The organism is Pseudomonas sp. Lb2C2, from assembly GCF_052112205.1.
Lineage (GTDB): Bacteria > Pseudomonadota > Gammaproteobacteria > Pseudomonadales > Pseudomonadaceae > Aquipseudomonas > Aquipseudomonas kilonensis.
Window position 1 is genome coordinate 810,239 of the sequence record NZ_JAUTYW010000002.1, and the last position, 14,578, is coordinate 824,816.

The window sequence follows — 14,578 nt, forward strand, 5'->3', positions numbered from 1 at the left end:
TAGCGGTGTTTTAACAGGCGTCAGCCAAGGTTCAGGTGGCGCCTGTTAGAAAGTGTTTATTGCGTTTTACTCAACAGAGAATGTTGCGTCAGACGATTTTTACCCGGGCCATGCATGTTGATCATGGCCCTTGGCTACGCCGGGCAGTAGGCGTTGCGTCAGTTGTTTTTGGACAAGGAGTGGTAAAAATGACCGTTTCGTTTGTCGCCAAGGCCTCGGTGTTGCTTCTGTTTGTGGGCAGTACGCTTTATGTGCATTTGCGTGGCAAGGCGCGTTTGCCGGTGCTGCGTCAGTTCGTCAACCACTCGGCACTGTTCGCCCCCTATAACACCCTGATGTACCTGTTCTCCGGCGTGCCCTCGAGACCTTACCTGGATCGCAGCCAGTTCCCCGAACTGGATGTGCTCAAGGACAACTGGCAAGTCATTCGCGACGAGGCCATGCACCTGTTCGACGAGGGCTACATTCGCGCTGCCGAGAAGAACAACGACGCGGGTTTCGGCTCGTTCTTCAAGAAGGGCTGGAAGCGTTTTTACCTCAAATGGTACGACAAACCGCTGCCGTCGGCTGAGTTGCTGTGCCCCAGGACGGTCGAGTTGGTCAGTCGGATCCCCAACGTCCGGGGCGCGATGTTTGCGCTACTGCCCGGTGGCAGCCATCTGAATCCCCACCGAGACCCCTTCGCCGGTTCGTTGCGTTATCACCTGGGGCTGTCCACCCCCAATTCCGATGATTGTCGGATCTTCGTCGACGGTCAGATCTACGCCTGGCGCGACGGCGAAGATGTCATGTTCGATGAAACCTATGTGCACTGGGTCAAGAACGAAACCCCGCAGACCCGCGTGATCCTCTTCTGTGATGTCGAGCGGCCCTTGAACAGCCGATTGATGACCCGCCTCAATCGCACCATCAGCGCTTTCCTGGGACGCGCCACCGCGCCGCAGAACCTCGACGATGAACACGTCGGCGGGATCAACCAGGCTTATGCCTGGAGCAAGTCGTTCAGCGACGGCATCAGCGGCCGGGTCAAGCAATTCAAGCGCAAGCATCCCAAGGCCTACCGGGTGATGCGGCCGGTGTTGGCGGTGGCGGTGCTGACGGCGCTTGGCTATTGGTTGTTCGTTTAAACATTGCGCAGTCCATCGAGCGCTGGTTATAGTCTGCGCTCTTCGGGTTTTCGAACCCCCTTCAAGAGATCGGCTCATGCCTGCATCCCCTGTCATCGCGGTCGTGGTTCCAGCGTTCAACGCTGGCGTCGTGCCGTGTGGGAACCAGCAGCCTGCGCAGATCGGTCAATACCCCCCACCTGTCAGTAGCTCATCGGTGTACGCCTTCGTATCACCGCCGGGTGTTGGCATTCAGGGCTGATCGGCAACGGTTGCCATCCCCTGTGCCCGCCTGAAAAAACTACTGGACTTCAGCTTCGGCTGAGTTGGCTTTTTGCCTGACTACAGGTGGTATCCATGTTTTCCCTTTCCAAAAACGCCTTGTTGGCGGCGGCTTCCACGAGCCTGTTCGTTTTGCTGTGGAGCAGCGGGGCGATCTTTTCCAAGCTGGGCCTGGCCCACGCTTCTCCCTTCGCCTTTTTGCTGATCCGTTTTGCCATCGCGCTGTCGGCGCTGGTGCTGTTGATTCCGTTGCTCAAGTTCAAGCTGCCCAAGACTGGCAAGCCGATGTTGTACGCGGCGACCACCGGGATGGTGCTGCTGGGCGCCTACCAGATCTTTTATCTGCTGGCGCTGCAAATGAGTGTCACGCCGGGGGTCATGGCAACGCTGATGGGTGTGCAACCGATCCTGACCGTGGTGCTCATGGAACGTCAGCGTTCCTGGTCGCGGATGTTCGGCCTGGCGCTGGGTTTGGTCGGGCTGGTGATGGTGGTGTACCAGGGCATCGGCCTGGCCGGTATGTCCCTGGCCGGGATGCTCTGCGGGTTGCTGGCACTGGTGAGCATGACGGCCGGCTCCATCATGCAGAAGCGCATCACCGACAACCCACTGGGCACGCTGCCGGTGCAGTACCTGGCCGGGCTGGTGCTGTGCGCGGTGTTCGTGCCGTTCCAGCCGTTTCATTTCGAGTACAGCACGGGGTTCTTCGTGCCGGTGTTGTGGATGGGGCTGGTGGTGTCGGTGCTGGCGACGTTGCTGCTGTACCGACTGATCGCCCGCGGCAACCTGGTGAATGTCACCAGCCTGTTCTACCTGGTGCCGGCGGTGACGGCGATCATGGACTACCTGGTGTTTGGCAACCGGCTGGCGTTGTTGAGCTTGCTGGGGATGGTGCTGATCATCGTGGGGTTGGTGTTTGTGTTTCGTAAAAGTCGCTGAGTTTTGGCTGCTCGCTGACTGAACAACCGCCATCGCGGGCAAGCCAAGCTCCCACAGGTTATGTGTAGTCCTTGTGGGAGCAAGGCTTGCCCGCGATGGCATATTCGGCTACACCGATGAGCTACCGGGCAGACACCTCAGCCGGTTTCACCCCCCCTGGCTTGAGCACCAACCACAACGCCGCCGCAATCAACACCCCACCATACAGATGCGCCATCCCCAACGGCTCATCCAGCAGCAACGCCCCCCACAGCACGCCGAATGGCGGGATCAGGAAGGTCACGGTCATGGATTTGACCGGGCCGATGGAGCTGAGCAGGCGGAAGTAAAGAATGTACGCCAGCGCAGTACACACCAGGCCCAGCCCCAGCAGTGACAGCCAGACGCTCCAACCACCCCAACTGGCCGGTGGCTGGCTGATGACGCTGTAGCCAAACAGCGGCAGCAAGAACACCGTGGCGCCGAACATGCTGCCCAGGGCCGAGAGACGGCTGTCCAGGCCCCCTTGCTGATCGAGCCAGCGACGGGTGAGGAAACCGGCGAAGCCGTAGCAGGTGGTGGCCAGCAGGCAGGCGAGGGCGCCCATCAACAATTGCAGGTCGAACGCCACCGGGCCGGCGCGGGTCAGGATGCCGACGCCGAACAGGCCCAGGCAGACACCGCTAACCTTGGCTGGGGTGAGTTTTTCGCTGAAGAACAAACCGCCGATCAACACCCCCATCAACGGCGTGGTGGCGTTGAAGATCGCCGAGTAACCGGCCGGCAGCACCTGGGCCGCCAGCGAATAGAACGTGGCCGGAATGCCGGAGTTGATCAGGCCCAGCCCCATCACGACCTTGAGCTTGCCGCGAAAATTCCAGTCGACGCGCATCAGGGCCAGGATCACCAGCAGCCCGACGAAGGCGATGGACACGCGAAAAAATGCCGTGGGGATGGTGCCAATGACGGGGGCGATAATGCGCATGAACAGGAAACTGGCGCCCCAGATAGCGGCCAGTGACAGTAAACGCAGGATATCGACGAGGTTCACGAGTCATTCCTTCCTTGATTGGGCGGCAAGTGTCGCCGCCCTGAATAGCGATGGCAATGGTTGCGTTGGCGCGTGATTGGCCTCTAAGCTCAGTCGCCAATAACAAGCATGACCCGCCGAGGTTTACCCTATGCCGCAGCCATGGCCCGCCATCGAAATCGCCCGTTCGATCCTCGACGGCTTCGACGATTATCGTGAGCATTTCCGGCAGATCACCGATGGCGCCCGCGCCCGGTTCGAACAGGCCTTGTGGCTGGAGGCGCAAGCGGCTTCGGCGGCGCGCATCAACTTGTATGAAGAAAAAGTCTTCGAAACCGTCGCCAGGCTGCACAACGCCTTCGATGACGAAACCCTGATGGACGTGAGCTGCTGGCCGCTGGTCAAGAGCGCCTACATCAGCCTGATCGACCTGCGCTTCGACGATGAGCTGTCGGAAACCTGGTACAACTCGATCTTCTGCGGGCTGTTCAGCCACGACCTGATCAGCGACGGCACCATGTTCATCCACACCACCCGGCCCAGCCTGCGCCGGGCTCGCGCCGCCCAGACCCGCACCTACAAGCCCCAGGGGCAGTTGGACCGGATGCTGGCGAGCGTGTTCGCCGATTACCGTTTCAGCGAGAACTACGCCGATCTGCCGGGTGACCTGCAGCGCCTCGAAGCGCAGTTGCGCGAGAACCTGCCCGACTGGGTCTGCAAGGACCCGGAGCTGACGGTGGAGTTGTTTTCTTCAGTGCTTTATCGCAACAAGGGTGCCTACCTGGTGGGCCGGATCTACACCCGCGAGGACCAGTGGCCGCTGGTGATCCCGCTGTTGCACCGCGAGGGCCGGGGTATCCAGATCGATGCGCTGATCACCGACGAGGCGCAGGTGTCGATCATCTTCTCGTTCACCCGCTCGTACTTCATGGTGGACGTGCCGGTGCCGGCGGAATTCATCGGCTTTCTCAAGCGCATCCTGCCGGGCAAGCACATCGCCGAGTTGTACACCTCCATCGGTTTCTACAAGCACGGCAAGTCCGAGTTCTACCGGGCACTGATCAACCACCTGGCGAACACCGACGACCAGTTCATCATGGCCCCGGGGGTGCGTGGCATGGTCATGAGCGTGTTCACCCTGCCGGGCTTCAACACGGTGTTCAAGATCATCAAGGACCGTTTCTCGCCGTCGAAAAACGTCGACCGGGCCACGGTGATCGAGAAATACCGACTGGTGAAAAGCGTCGACCGGGTCGGGCGCATGGCCGATACCCAGGAGTTCGCCGATTTCCGTTTTCCCCTGAGCAAGTTCGAGCCGGCGTGCCTGGAGGAACTGCTGGAAGTGGCGCCGTCCACGGTGTCGGTGGAAGGCGACACGGTGCTGATTCGCCACTGCTGGACCGAACGCCGGATGACGCCGCTGAACCTGTATCTGGAAAACGCCAACCCGGACCAGGTGCGCGAGGCGCTGGAAGACTATGGCCTGGCCATCAAGCAACTGGCGGCGGCCAATATCTTCCCCGGCGACATGCTGCTCAAGAACTTCGGCGTGACCCGCCACGGCCGCGTGGTGTTCTACGACTACGATGAAATCTGCTTCCTGACCGAAGCCAACTTCCGCCACATCCCCCAGCCCCGCACACCGGAAGACGAAATGGCCTCCGAGCCCTGGTATTCCATCGGCCCGCTGGACGTCTTCCCCGAAGAGTTCCCGCCGTTCCTGTTCGCCGACGCCGGGCAGCGCAAGCTGTTCGACCAGTTGCACGGCGAGTTGTACAACGCCGACTACTGGAAAGGCCTGCAAGAGGCGATCCGGGCGGGGAAGGTGATCGATGTGTTCCCGTATCGGCGCAAGGACCTGGACAACGAATAACCCGGCAAGAGTCCTCAATAAACCTGTGGGAGCAAGGCTTGCCCGCGATGAAGATGACGCGGTCTCCCGGGGGACCGAGGCGCCTGTATCGCGAGCAAGCTTTGCTCCCACAGGTTTATTTGTGCGCAAATCTGCGACAATCGCCCCCTGCTCAAACCGACGACCCTTGCGTACCTGATGACTGACCAAGCCCCCGCTATCGACAAGCTGCTGAAAAACCTCGACCACGCCATGCTCGCCGACCGTAACCGGTTGCGGCGCCAGTTGTTCGAGCTGCGCAAGAAGCCCGACGAGGCCAAGCTGGCCCAGTGGGTGGCGCGCATGCAGGCGTCGTGCGATCAGGTGTTGGCGCGCAAGGCGAGCCTGCCGGTGATCCGCTACGACGACAATTTGCCGATTGCCGCCAAGCGCGACGAAATCAAGGACGCGCTGCTCAAGCACCAGGTGCTGATCATTGCCGGCGAAACCGGCTCGGGGAAAACCACGCAGTTGCCGAAGATCTGCCTGGAAATCGGTCGCGGCCAGCACGGCTTGATCGGCCACACCCAACCGCGACGGATCGCCGCGCGCAGTGTGGCGAGCCGGGTGGCCGAGGAACTGGCCACGCCGTTGGGGGCGCTGGTGGGCTATCAGGTGCGGTTCGAGGACCAGAGCGACGCCAACACCCTGATCAAGCTGATGACCGACGGCATCCTGCTGGCCGAGACCCAGAATGACCGCTACCTCGAGCGCTACGACACGATCATCGTCGACGAAGCCCACGAACGCAGCCTGAACATCGACTTCCTGCTGGGTTACCTCAAGACCCTGCTGCCACGCCGTCCGGACCTGAAAGTCATCATCACCTCGGCGACCATCGACCTGGAGCGCTTCTCCAAGCATTTCGATGACGCGCCGATCGTCGAAGTCTCGGGTCGCACGTTCCCGGTGGACACCTGGTATCGCCCGCTGACCCTGGAGCAGGACGAAGAAGGCAACCGGGTCGAAGACGACTTGACCGTCGACCAGGCGATCCTCGCCACCCTCGATGAGATCGCCGCCTACGAGCGCAGCGAGCGGCGCAGCCCTGGGGACGTGTTGGTGTTCCTGCCGGGTGAGCGGGAGATTCGCGACGCGGCCGAAATGCTGCGCAAAGCCCAGCTCAAGCACACCGAAATTCTGCCGCTGTATGCGCGATTGTCGCCGGCCGAACAGCAGCGCATCTTCCAGTCCCACCCGGGCCGTCGCGTGGTGCTGGCGACCAACGTCGCCGAAACCTCGCTGACCGTGCCGGGCATCCGCTACGTGATCGACAGCGGCACCGCTCGCATCAGCCGCTACAGCTATCGGGCCAAGGTCCAGCGCCTGCCCATCGAAGCCATTTCCCAGGCCAGTGCCAACCAGCGCAAGGGCCGCTGCGGGCGAGTCGAGCCGGGGATCTGCGTGCGGTTGTACAGCGAAGAAGATTTTCTTGGACGGCCGGAATTTACCGACCCGGAGATCCTGCGCACCAACTTGGCGGCGGTGATCCTGCAGATGCTGCACCTGCGCCTCGGCGAGATCACCGATTTCCCGTTCATCGAACCGCCGGATGGCAAGGCCATCAGTGACGGTTTCAACCTGCTGCAAGAGTTGTCGGCGGTGGACCGCAACAGCCAGTTGACCCCGCTCGGTCGCCAGTTGGCGCGCCTGCCGGTGGACCCGCGCATGGGCCGCATGCTGTTGGAAGCGGCGAAGTTGGGCAGTTTGCAGGAAGTGTTGATCGTCGCCAGTGCCATGTCGATCCAGGACCCCCGCGAGCGTCCGCCGGAGCGCCAACAGGCGGCGGACCAGGCCCATGCCCAGTGGAAGGACGCGGATTCGGACTTCGCCGGGCTGGTCAACCTGTGGCGCGGTTTCGAAGAGCAGCGCCAGGCCCTGACCGCCAGCCCGCTGCGCAATTGGTGCCGCAAGAACTTCCTCAATTACCTGCGCCTGCGCGAGTGGCGTGATTCTCATCGGCAGTTGAGCTTGATCTGCCGTGACATGCAGTTGAGCCTCAACAAAGAACCAGCTGATTTCCCGAAACTGCACAAAGCGGTGCTCTCGGGCCTGTTGAGCCAGATCGGCCAGAAAACCGAAGACGGCGACTACCTGGGCGCTCGCCAGCGGCGGTTCTGGGTCCACCCCTCGTCGGGCCTGGGCAAGAAGCGTCCGCAATGGCTGATGACCGCCGAGTTGGTGGAAACCACCAAGCTGTATGCGCGCATGGTGGCCAAGATCGAACCGGACTGGATCGAACCGCTGGCCGGGCACCTGATCAAGAAAAACCACTTCGAACCCCATTGGGAGAAGAAGCGCGGGCAGGTGGTGGCCTATGAGCAAATCACCCTGTTCGGGCTCATCGTCGTTGGTCGGCGACCGGTGCATTACGGGCCGGTGGACCCGGTGGTTTCCCGTGAATTGTTCATCCGCGAGGCATTGGTGCGCGGCGAGATCCAGTCCAAGGCCAAGTGCCTGAGCGCCAATACCCGGTTGCTGGAGCAACTCGACGAGCTGGAAGCCAAGGCCCGCCGCCGCGATATTCTGGCGGACGAGGAAACCCTGTTTGCCTTCTACGACGCGCGCTTGCCGGCCGAGATCCACCAGACCGCGACATTCGACAGCTGGTACCGGATCAACAGTCAGAAAGACCCGCAACTGCTGATCATGCGCGAAGAAGACGTGTTGGCCCGCGAAGCCAGCGAAGTCACCGCCGCGCATTACCCCGACACCTTGCGCGTCGGCGACCTGACCTTGCCGCTGAGTTATCACTTCGAGCCCAACCACCCGCGCGACGGCGTGACGTTGCGAGTGCCGGCGCCACTGCTGCCGATGCTGCCGCCGGAACGCCTGGAATGGCTGGTGCCGGGGGTGATCGAGGCCAAGTGCATCGCCCTGGTGCGCAACCTGCCCAAGGCCTTGCGCAAGAATTTCGTGCCGGTGCCGGATTTCGTCAAGGCGGCGCTGCAACGCATCACCTTCGCCGAGGGCTCGTTGCCGCAGTCCCTGGGCCGTGAATTGCTGCGCATGACGGGCGCGCGGGTCAGTGACGAAGCCTGGGCCGAAGCCGCCCAGCAGGTGGAAAGCCACCTGCGCATGAATCTGGAAATCGTCGACGGCCAGGGCAAGTTCCTTGGCGAAGGCCGCGACCTGACCGAGCTGACGGCGCGTTTTGCCGAAGCCAGCCAGGCGGCCTTGGCCGTACCGCAAACGGCGAAAAGCCAGGCACCGGTGGAGGCGAAGGTCTTCGCGCCGGTGGCCGAGAAAACCCAACAGAAGATCGCCGGGCTGTCGATGACGGTCTACCCGGCGCTGGTGGAAGAGGGCGGCGTGGTCAAGGAAGGGCGTTTCCCTACGCCGGCCGAAGCCGAGTTCCAGCATCGACGGGCCTTGCAGCGCTTGCTGATGCAGCAATTGGCCGAGTCGGCCAAGTTCCTGCGCGGCAAGCTGCCGGGGCTGACGGAGCTGGGCCTGCTGTACCGCGACTTGGGCCGCATCGACAGCCTGGTGGAAGACATCCTGCTCACCAGCCTCGACAGTTGTGTGCTCGAAGGCGAAGCGAGCCTGCCCCGTGACGGCGCCGCACTGGCCTCGCTGGTCGAGCGCAAGCGCGGCGGCTGGACCGAGCACGCCGAACGCCTGGCGAAGCTGACCCTGGACATCCTCAAGCTCTGGCATGGCCTGCAAAAACGCTTCAAGGGCAAGATCGACCTGGCCCAGGCCGTGGCGCTGAACGATATCAAGCAGCAACTCAGCCACCTGGTCTACCCGGGCTTCGTCCGCGAAACCCCGCATCAGTGGCTCAAGGAACTGCCGCGCTACCTCAAGGCCATCGAGCAACGCTTCGAGAAGCTCGGTAGCCAGGTGCAGAAAGACCGGGTCTGGAGCGGCGAGCTGTCGAACCTCTGGGCCCAATACCAGGCCCGCGCCAGTAAACACGCCCAGGAAGGCAAGCGCGACCCGCAACTGGAGCTGTACCGCTGGTGGCTGGAGGAATACCGGGTGTCGCTGTTCGCCCAGCAACTGGGGACCAAGGTGCCGATCTCGGACAAGCGCCTGGGCAAGCAGTGGGGGCAGGTGGAGGGTTGATGCCACAAACCATCAACCCCCTGTGAAACCCCTGTGGGAGCGAGCTTGCTCGCGATAGCGGTGTATCAGTCAATATCAATGCAGGCTGAACCACCGCTATCGCGAGCAAGCTCGCTCCCACAGGGTAGGGTGTTGTAGCTCAAGGAGAATGGGCCAAACGCCAGCGTTTATGGCAAACTTCGCGGCTATAAATGCCGGTCCCGTGGTTTTGAGCTTCAATGCCTCGGGCGGATCGGAATAAAGCGATGCCAGGGCTGCTTCCCCGGATGGGAAAAGTCCCTTTGTGTATTGGTACGTCGGTGCCAATGCTTTCTGCCTGAACAGATCAGAGACACGACCATGCATAACGTCGTCATCAGCGGCACCGGCCTGTACACCCCGGCCAACAGCATCTCCAACGAAGAGCTGGTGCAATCTTTCAATACCTATGTCGCGCAATTCAACGCCGACAACGCCGACGCCATCGCGCGCGGTGAAGTCGAGGCCTTGACCGAATCCAACGCCGCGTTCATCGAAAAAGCCTCCGGCATCAAGAGCCGCTTTGTCATGGACAAGGATGGCATCCTCGATCCGCAACGCATGACCCCACGGTTGCCCGAGCGCTCCAACGACGAGTGGTCGGTGCTGTGTGAAATGGCCATCGGCGCCGCGAAACAGGCCCTGGAGCGCGCCGGCCGCACCGTCGCCGACATTGATGGGGTGATCGTCGCCTGTTCCAACCTGCAGCGTGCGTACCCGGCCATCGCCATCGAAGTCCAGGAAGCCCTGGGCATCGAAGGTTTCGGTTTCGACATGAACGTGGCCTGTTCCTCGGCCACTTTCGGCATCCAGGCAGCGGCCAACAGCGTGCAACTGGGCCAGGCCCGGGCGATCCTGATGGTCAACCCGGAAGTGTGCACCGGCCACCTGAACTTCCGTGATCGTGACAGTCACTTCATCTTCGGCGACGCGGCCACCGCCGTGATCATCGAACGGGCGGACCAGGCGACCTCGCCGTACCAGTTCGACGTGGTCAGCACCAAGCTGCTGACCAAGTTCTCCAACAACATCCGCAACAACTTCGGCTTCCTCAACCGCGCCGCGGAAGAGGGCGCCGGTAGCCGCGACAAGTTGTTCGTCCAGGAAGGCCGCAAGGTGTTCCGCGACGTCTGCCCGATGGTGGCCGAGCTGATCGGTGCTCACTTGGAAGAAAACCAGCTGAACGTTGGCGAGGTGAAGCGCTTCTGGTTGCACCAGGCCAACCTGAGCATGAACCACTTGATCGTGCGCAAACTGCTGGGACGCGAAGCCACCGAAGAGGAAGCCCCGGTGATCCTCGACCGCTACGCCAACACCAGTTCGGCCGGTTCGGTGATTGCATTCCACAAATACCAGGATGACCTGCCCAGCGGCTCGGTTGCCGTACTCAGTTCGTTCGGCGCCGGTTATTCGATTGGCAGCGTGATTTTGCGCAAGCGTTGATCCACTTTAGCGGCCAGAGGATTTATTCCTGCTGGCCTATGGCCTATGGCCTATGGCCTATGGCTTGTGGAACCTGTGGGAGCAAAGCTTGCTCGCGATGCAGACGCCTCGGTTTCCCGGAAGACCGCGTCACCTTCATCGCGGGCAAGCCTTGCTCCCACAAGCTGCAACAACCGCGATTCATCCAACAATAGGGCGTTGAATGACGGTCACCGATGACACCCGCCTGCTCCAACGCCTCCTGGCCGGCGAGCAGCAGGCCTACAAGGAGCTGGTCAGCGCCTACCAGAGCCCGATGCGCGCCGTGGCCTATGCCATCGTCGGCAGCCGCCATGCCGACGAAGTGGTGCAGGACGCGTGGTTGTCGGTGGTACGCAATCTCAGTGGGTTCCAGGGCCGTTCCAGCCTCAAGACCTGGCTGTTGACCATCACGGCCAACGCCGCCAAGGGGCGCTACAAGCAAAACCGCCGAGAAGTGCTGCTCGATGACCTTCCGTCCCCCCACGGCACCCTGGGCGATGATCGTTTCGCCGCCGATGGTCATTGGCTGCTGGCGCCGTTCGCCTGGCACCAGGACACGCCTGAGGCGCTGCTCACGATGAGCGAATTGCGCGATTGCCTGGAGCACACATTGCTCAGCCTGTCGGAACTGCAAGGCAGCGTACTGACCCTGCGGGAACGTCAGGGCCTGGAACTCGACGAGATCTGTAATCTCCTGGACATCTCGCTCTCCAATGTACGCGTGCTGCTGCATCGAGCCCGACTGAAGGTCTTCGCGACTGTTGAACATTTCGAGGAAACCGGCGAATGCTGACCTGCAAGGAACAAGTGGCGCGCTCCAGCGACTATCTCGACGGACAACTGAGCTTTCGTGAACGCCTGATGGTGCGCCATCACCTGATGTTCTGTGCCAAGTGCCGGCGTTTTATCCGCCAGATGCGGCTGATGCAGGCGACCCTCAAAAAACTGCCGCAACCACCTATTCCCGACCTGGATCACCTCGCCGAGAAACTCGCCGCCGAGCGCCGCAAAAACATCCGCTAAACCCCCAGGCACCACCCAATCCCACAGGGTTTTCGGTTATTCCTATTCGAAGTAAAAAGTTCCGCTGTCATAAAATCTTTATCTGGCAGCAACTCCCCTGACACAACCCATCGCCAAGATCCCCTCCCAACACCAGCGGGCCCAGTTCCGCGTGTTTTCTAACGGCATGACTACCAACAGGGGAATTCTTCGATGATCCGCAAGCACTTCGCAGGTGTTGCCGCCAGCGCACTGGCAATGGCAGTAACCGCCCAGGCTTTCGCCGGCACCGTCACCACCGATGGCGCCGATATCGTGGTCAAAACCAAGGGCGGCCTTGAGGTCGCTACCACTGACAAAGAGTTCAGCTTCAAGCTCGGTGGTCGTCTGCAGGCTGACTACAGCCAGTTCGACGGTATCTACACCGACAATGGCGACAAGGCCGATGCCGCTTACATCCGCCGCGGCTTCCTGGAGCTGTCGGGTGTGCTGTACACGGACTGGGCCTACACCATCAACTACGACTTCTCCCATAACAGCGGCGACTCCGATAACGGCTATTTCGACGAAGCATCCCTGGCCTATAACGGCTTCAAGCCGGTATCGATCAAAGTCGGTCGCTTCGACCCCGACTTCGGCCTGGAAAAAGCCACCAGCTCCAAGTGGGTGACCGCGCCTGAGCGTAACGCCGCTTACGACCTGATCGACTGGGCCAACGGCCATCAGAACGGTCTGGGCATCCAGGCCTCCAGCACCTTCGCCGATTCGTTCTACGCCTCGGCCGGTGTATTCAGCAAAGACACTGACGACACCGACGGCAACAGCATCAAGCAAGCCAACGGTCGTTTCGTGTTCGCCCCGATGCACGAAGCCGGCAACGTATTGCACTTCGGTTTGAACGTGGCCTCCCGTGACGTTTCAGACACCGCCTTCGACGCTCGTTATCGCTCCCGTTTGGGCATGCGCGGTGTTGAAACCCTGGGTGGCAACGACGCTGGCCCTAACGGCAACCGTCCGGTCCTGGGCGGCGCCAACAACTCGCCGGCCGGTTCGTACGACACCGACACCGCCTTCGGCCTGGAAGCTGCTTTCGCCATGGGCCCTGCGTCGATCCAGGGTGAGTACATCTCCCGCAAGACCAAGGCTGACAGCGACGCCTTCGAAGACCTCAAAGGCCACGGCTTCTACGTCCAGGGTGCCTACACCATTACCGGTGAGTCCCGCGGTTATAAGGTCGGCAAGTTTGATGCGATCAAGCCTCAGAACAAATCCATCGGCGCCTGGGAAGTGTTCTACCGCTTCGACAGCATGACCGTCGAAGACGACAACATCACCACTGCCTCGGCCACCCGTGAAGTGGGCGATGCCGAAGCCAAGGTGCACAACCTGGGCGTGAACTGGTACGCCAACGAAGCGGTGAAAATCACCGGTGCCTACGTCAAGGCCAAGACTGACAAAGTCACCAACGCCAATGGCGATGACGATGGCGACGGTTTTGTGATGCGTGCCCAGTACGTGTTCTAAATCGCGCTGACTTGATACACCGCTCTGACTTCATCCGTTAAAGCGCTCCTTTGAACCCCGCCTCTGGCGGGGTTTTTTTATGTGCGCCCGGTCAGGATCGGCGATACTCGCTCCATCCGTCGTCTGGCTATCGAGTAACCGCATGCCGCTTCACGTCTTGGACAGCCTATCCGCCATCGCGCCGCACGAGTGGGACGCGCTGGTGCCCGCCAACCAGCCTTTCCTGCGCCACGCCTTCCTCAGCACCCTGGAAGACAGTGCCAGCCTGGGGCCGAGTTCCGGTTGGCAAGCCGAGCATTTGCTGCACATTGAGGACGGTCGTCTGCTGGCGGCCTTGCCCAGTTATCGCAAGTGGCATTCCTACGGCGAATACGTGTTCGACCATGCCTGGGCCGACGCTTGCGCCCGCGCCGGCATCGAGTACTACCCCAAGCTGCTGACGGCGGTGCCGTTCAGCCCGGTCAGTGGCCCGCGGTTGCTGGCAGCGCGCGCGGAAGATGGCCTGGAACTGCTGGGTAGCCTGCCCGGCTATCTGGAAATCGAAGGGCTTTCCAGCGCCCACATCAACTTCACCGACCCCTTCACCGACGCGGCACTCGCCGGGCAGGAGGGCTGGCTGCAGCGGATCGGCTGTCAGTATCACTGGCAAAATCGCGGTTATCGGGACTTCCAGGATTTTCTCGATGCCCTCAGTTCCCGCAAGCGCAAGCAGATGCGCAAGGAACGCGAGCAAGTGGCGGGGCAGGGCATCGCGTTCGAATGGCTCGAAGGTCATCAGTTGGACGAGGCGCAGTGGGACTTTGTCTACGCCTGTTACGCCAACACCTATGCGATACGACGCCAGGCGCCGTACCTGACCCGGGCATTCTTCAGCCTGCTGGCCGAACGCATGCCCGAGGCCATTCGCGTGGTGCTGGCCAAGCAAGGTTCACGGCCGGTGGCGATGGCGTTCAGCCTGGTGGGTGGCGACAGTTTCTATGGACGTTATTGGGGCTGCCTGGCGGAGTTCGACCGCCTGCACTTCGAGACCTGCTTCTATCAAGGCATGGACTACGCGATTGCCCACGGTTTGCAGCGCTTTGACGCCGGTGCCCAGGGCGAGCACAAATTGATTCGCGGGTTCGAGCCGGTGATTACCCGCTCATGGCATTACCTGCGCCACTCCGGTTTGAAAGCCGCGGTCGAAGATTTTCTCGCCCGGGAACAGGAGGGTGTGCTGGCGTATGCCGAAGAGGCGAAGACAGCACTGCCTTATCGGCAGTGCTGATCTTC

General features: G+C 61.5%; 10 protein-coding genes. 9 read left to right on the plus strand and 1 reads right to left on the minus strand.

The features are described from left to right. The first annotated feature begins 188 nt into the window (after positions 1–188). Together Q7F16_RS08070 and Q7F16_RS08075 are read left to right on the plus strand one after the other, a co-directional pair. Complete coding sequence (locus Q7F16_RS08070; RefSeq protein ID WP_046062933.1) at positions 189–1,127, plus strand: aspartyl/asparaginyl beta-hydroxylase domain-containing protein; 939 nt, start codon at positions 189–191, stop codon at positions 1,125–1,127. Positions 1,128–1,463: 336 nt separating this feature from the next. Beyond that, complete coding sequence (locus Q7F16_RS08075) at positions 1,464–2,327, plus strand: DMT family transporter (RefSeq protein WP_018607563.1); 864 nt, start codon at positions 1,464–1,466, stop codon at positions 2,325–2,327. Positions 2,328–2,448: 121 nt separating this feature from the next. On the opposite strand, the gene Q7F16_RS08080 is transcribed toward Q7F16_RS08075, so the two are convergent. Continuing rightward, positions 2,449–3,357 (minus strand): DMT family transporter, encoded by a 909-nt coding sequence (locus Q7F16_RS08080; protein WP_079305168.1) that lies wholly within the window; start codon positions 3,355–3,357, stop codon positions 2,449–2,451. A 130-nt stretch (positions 3,358–3,487) separates the two neighbouring features. Here Q7F16_RS08080 and aceK point away from each other — a divergent pair, with 130 nt between their 5' ends. The 7 genes from aceK to Q7F16_RS08115 all read left to right on the plus strand — a co-directional run bounded on the left by aceK (position 3,488) and on the right by Q7F16_RS08115 (position 14,573). Further along, a complete protein-coding gene (aceK, locus tag Q7F16_RS08085; protein WP_079305170.1) occupies positions 3,488–5,209 on the plus strand; it encodes a bifunctional isocitrate dehydrogenase kinase/phosphatase in 1,722 nt (573 codons plus the stop codon). Between the two features lie 177 nt (positions 5,210–5,386). Beyond that, the gene (gene hrpA, locus Q7F16_RS08090) at positions 5,387–9,298 is read left to right on the plus strand and encodes an ATP-dependent RNA helicase HrpA (protein WP_046062937.1); all 3,912 of its coding nucleotides are present in this window, start codon (positions 5,387–5,389) and stop codon (positions 9,296–9,298) included. A 339-nt stretch (positions 9,299–9,637) separates the two neighbouring features. Beyond that, positions 9,638–10,759, plus strand: coding sequence for a beta-ketoacyl-ACP synthase III (locus Q7F16_RS08095; RefSeq protein ID WP_046062938.1), 1,122 nt, complete (start codon positions 9,638–9,640; stop codon positions 10,757–10,759). A 202-nt stretch (positions 10,760–10,961) separates the two neighbouring features. Next, entirely contained in the window at positions 10,962–11,573 is a 612-nt protein-coding gene (locus tag Q7F16_RS08100) for an RNA polymerase sigma factor (protein WP_046062939.1), read from the plus strand. Beyond that, complete coding sequence (locus Q7F16_RS08105; protein ID WP_046062940.1) at positions 11,567–11,803, plus strand: anti-sigma factor family protein; 237 nt, start codon at positions 11,567–11,569, stop codon at positions 11,801–11,803. Before Q7F16_RS08100 ends, Q7F16_RS08105 begins: the two co-directional genes overlap by 7 nt. 192 nt (positions 11,804–11,995) lie before the next feature. Next, positions 11,996–13,306 (plus strand): OprO/OprP family phosphate-selective porin, encoded by a 1,311-nt coding sequence (locus tag Q7F16_RS08110; protein ID WP_014337082.1) that lies wholly within the window; start codon positions 11,996–11,998, stop codon positions 13,304–13,306. 142 nt (positions 13,307–13,448) lie between these two features. After that, the gene (locus tag Q7F16_RS08115) at positions 13,449–14,573 is read left to right on the plus strand and encodes a GNAT family N-acetyltransferase (RefSeq protein WP_046062941.1); all 1,125 of its coding nucleotides are present in this window, start codon (positions 13,449–13,451) and stop codon (positions 14,571–14,573) included. Positions 14,574–14,578: the final 5 nt, after the last annotated feature.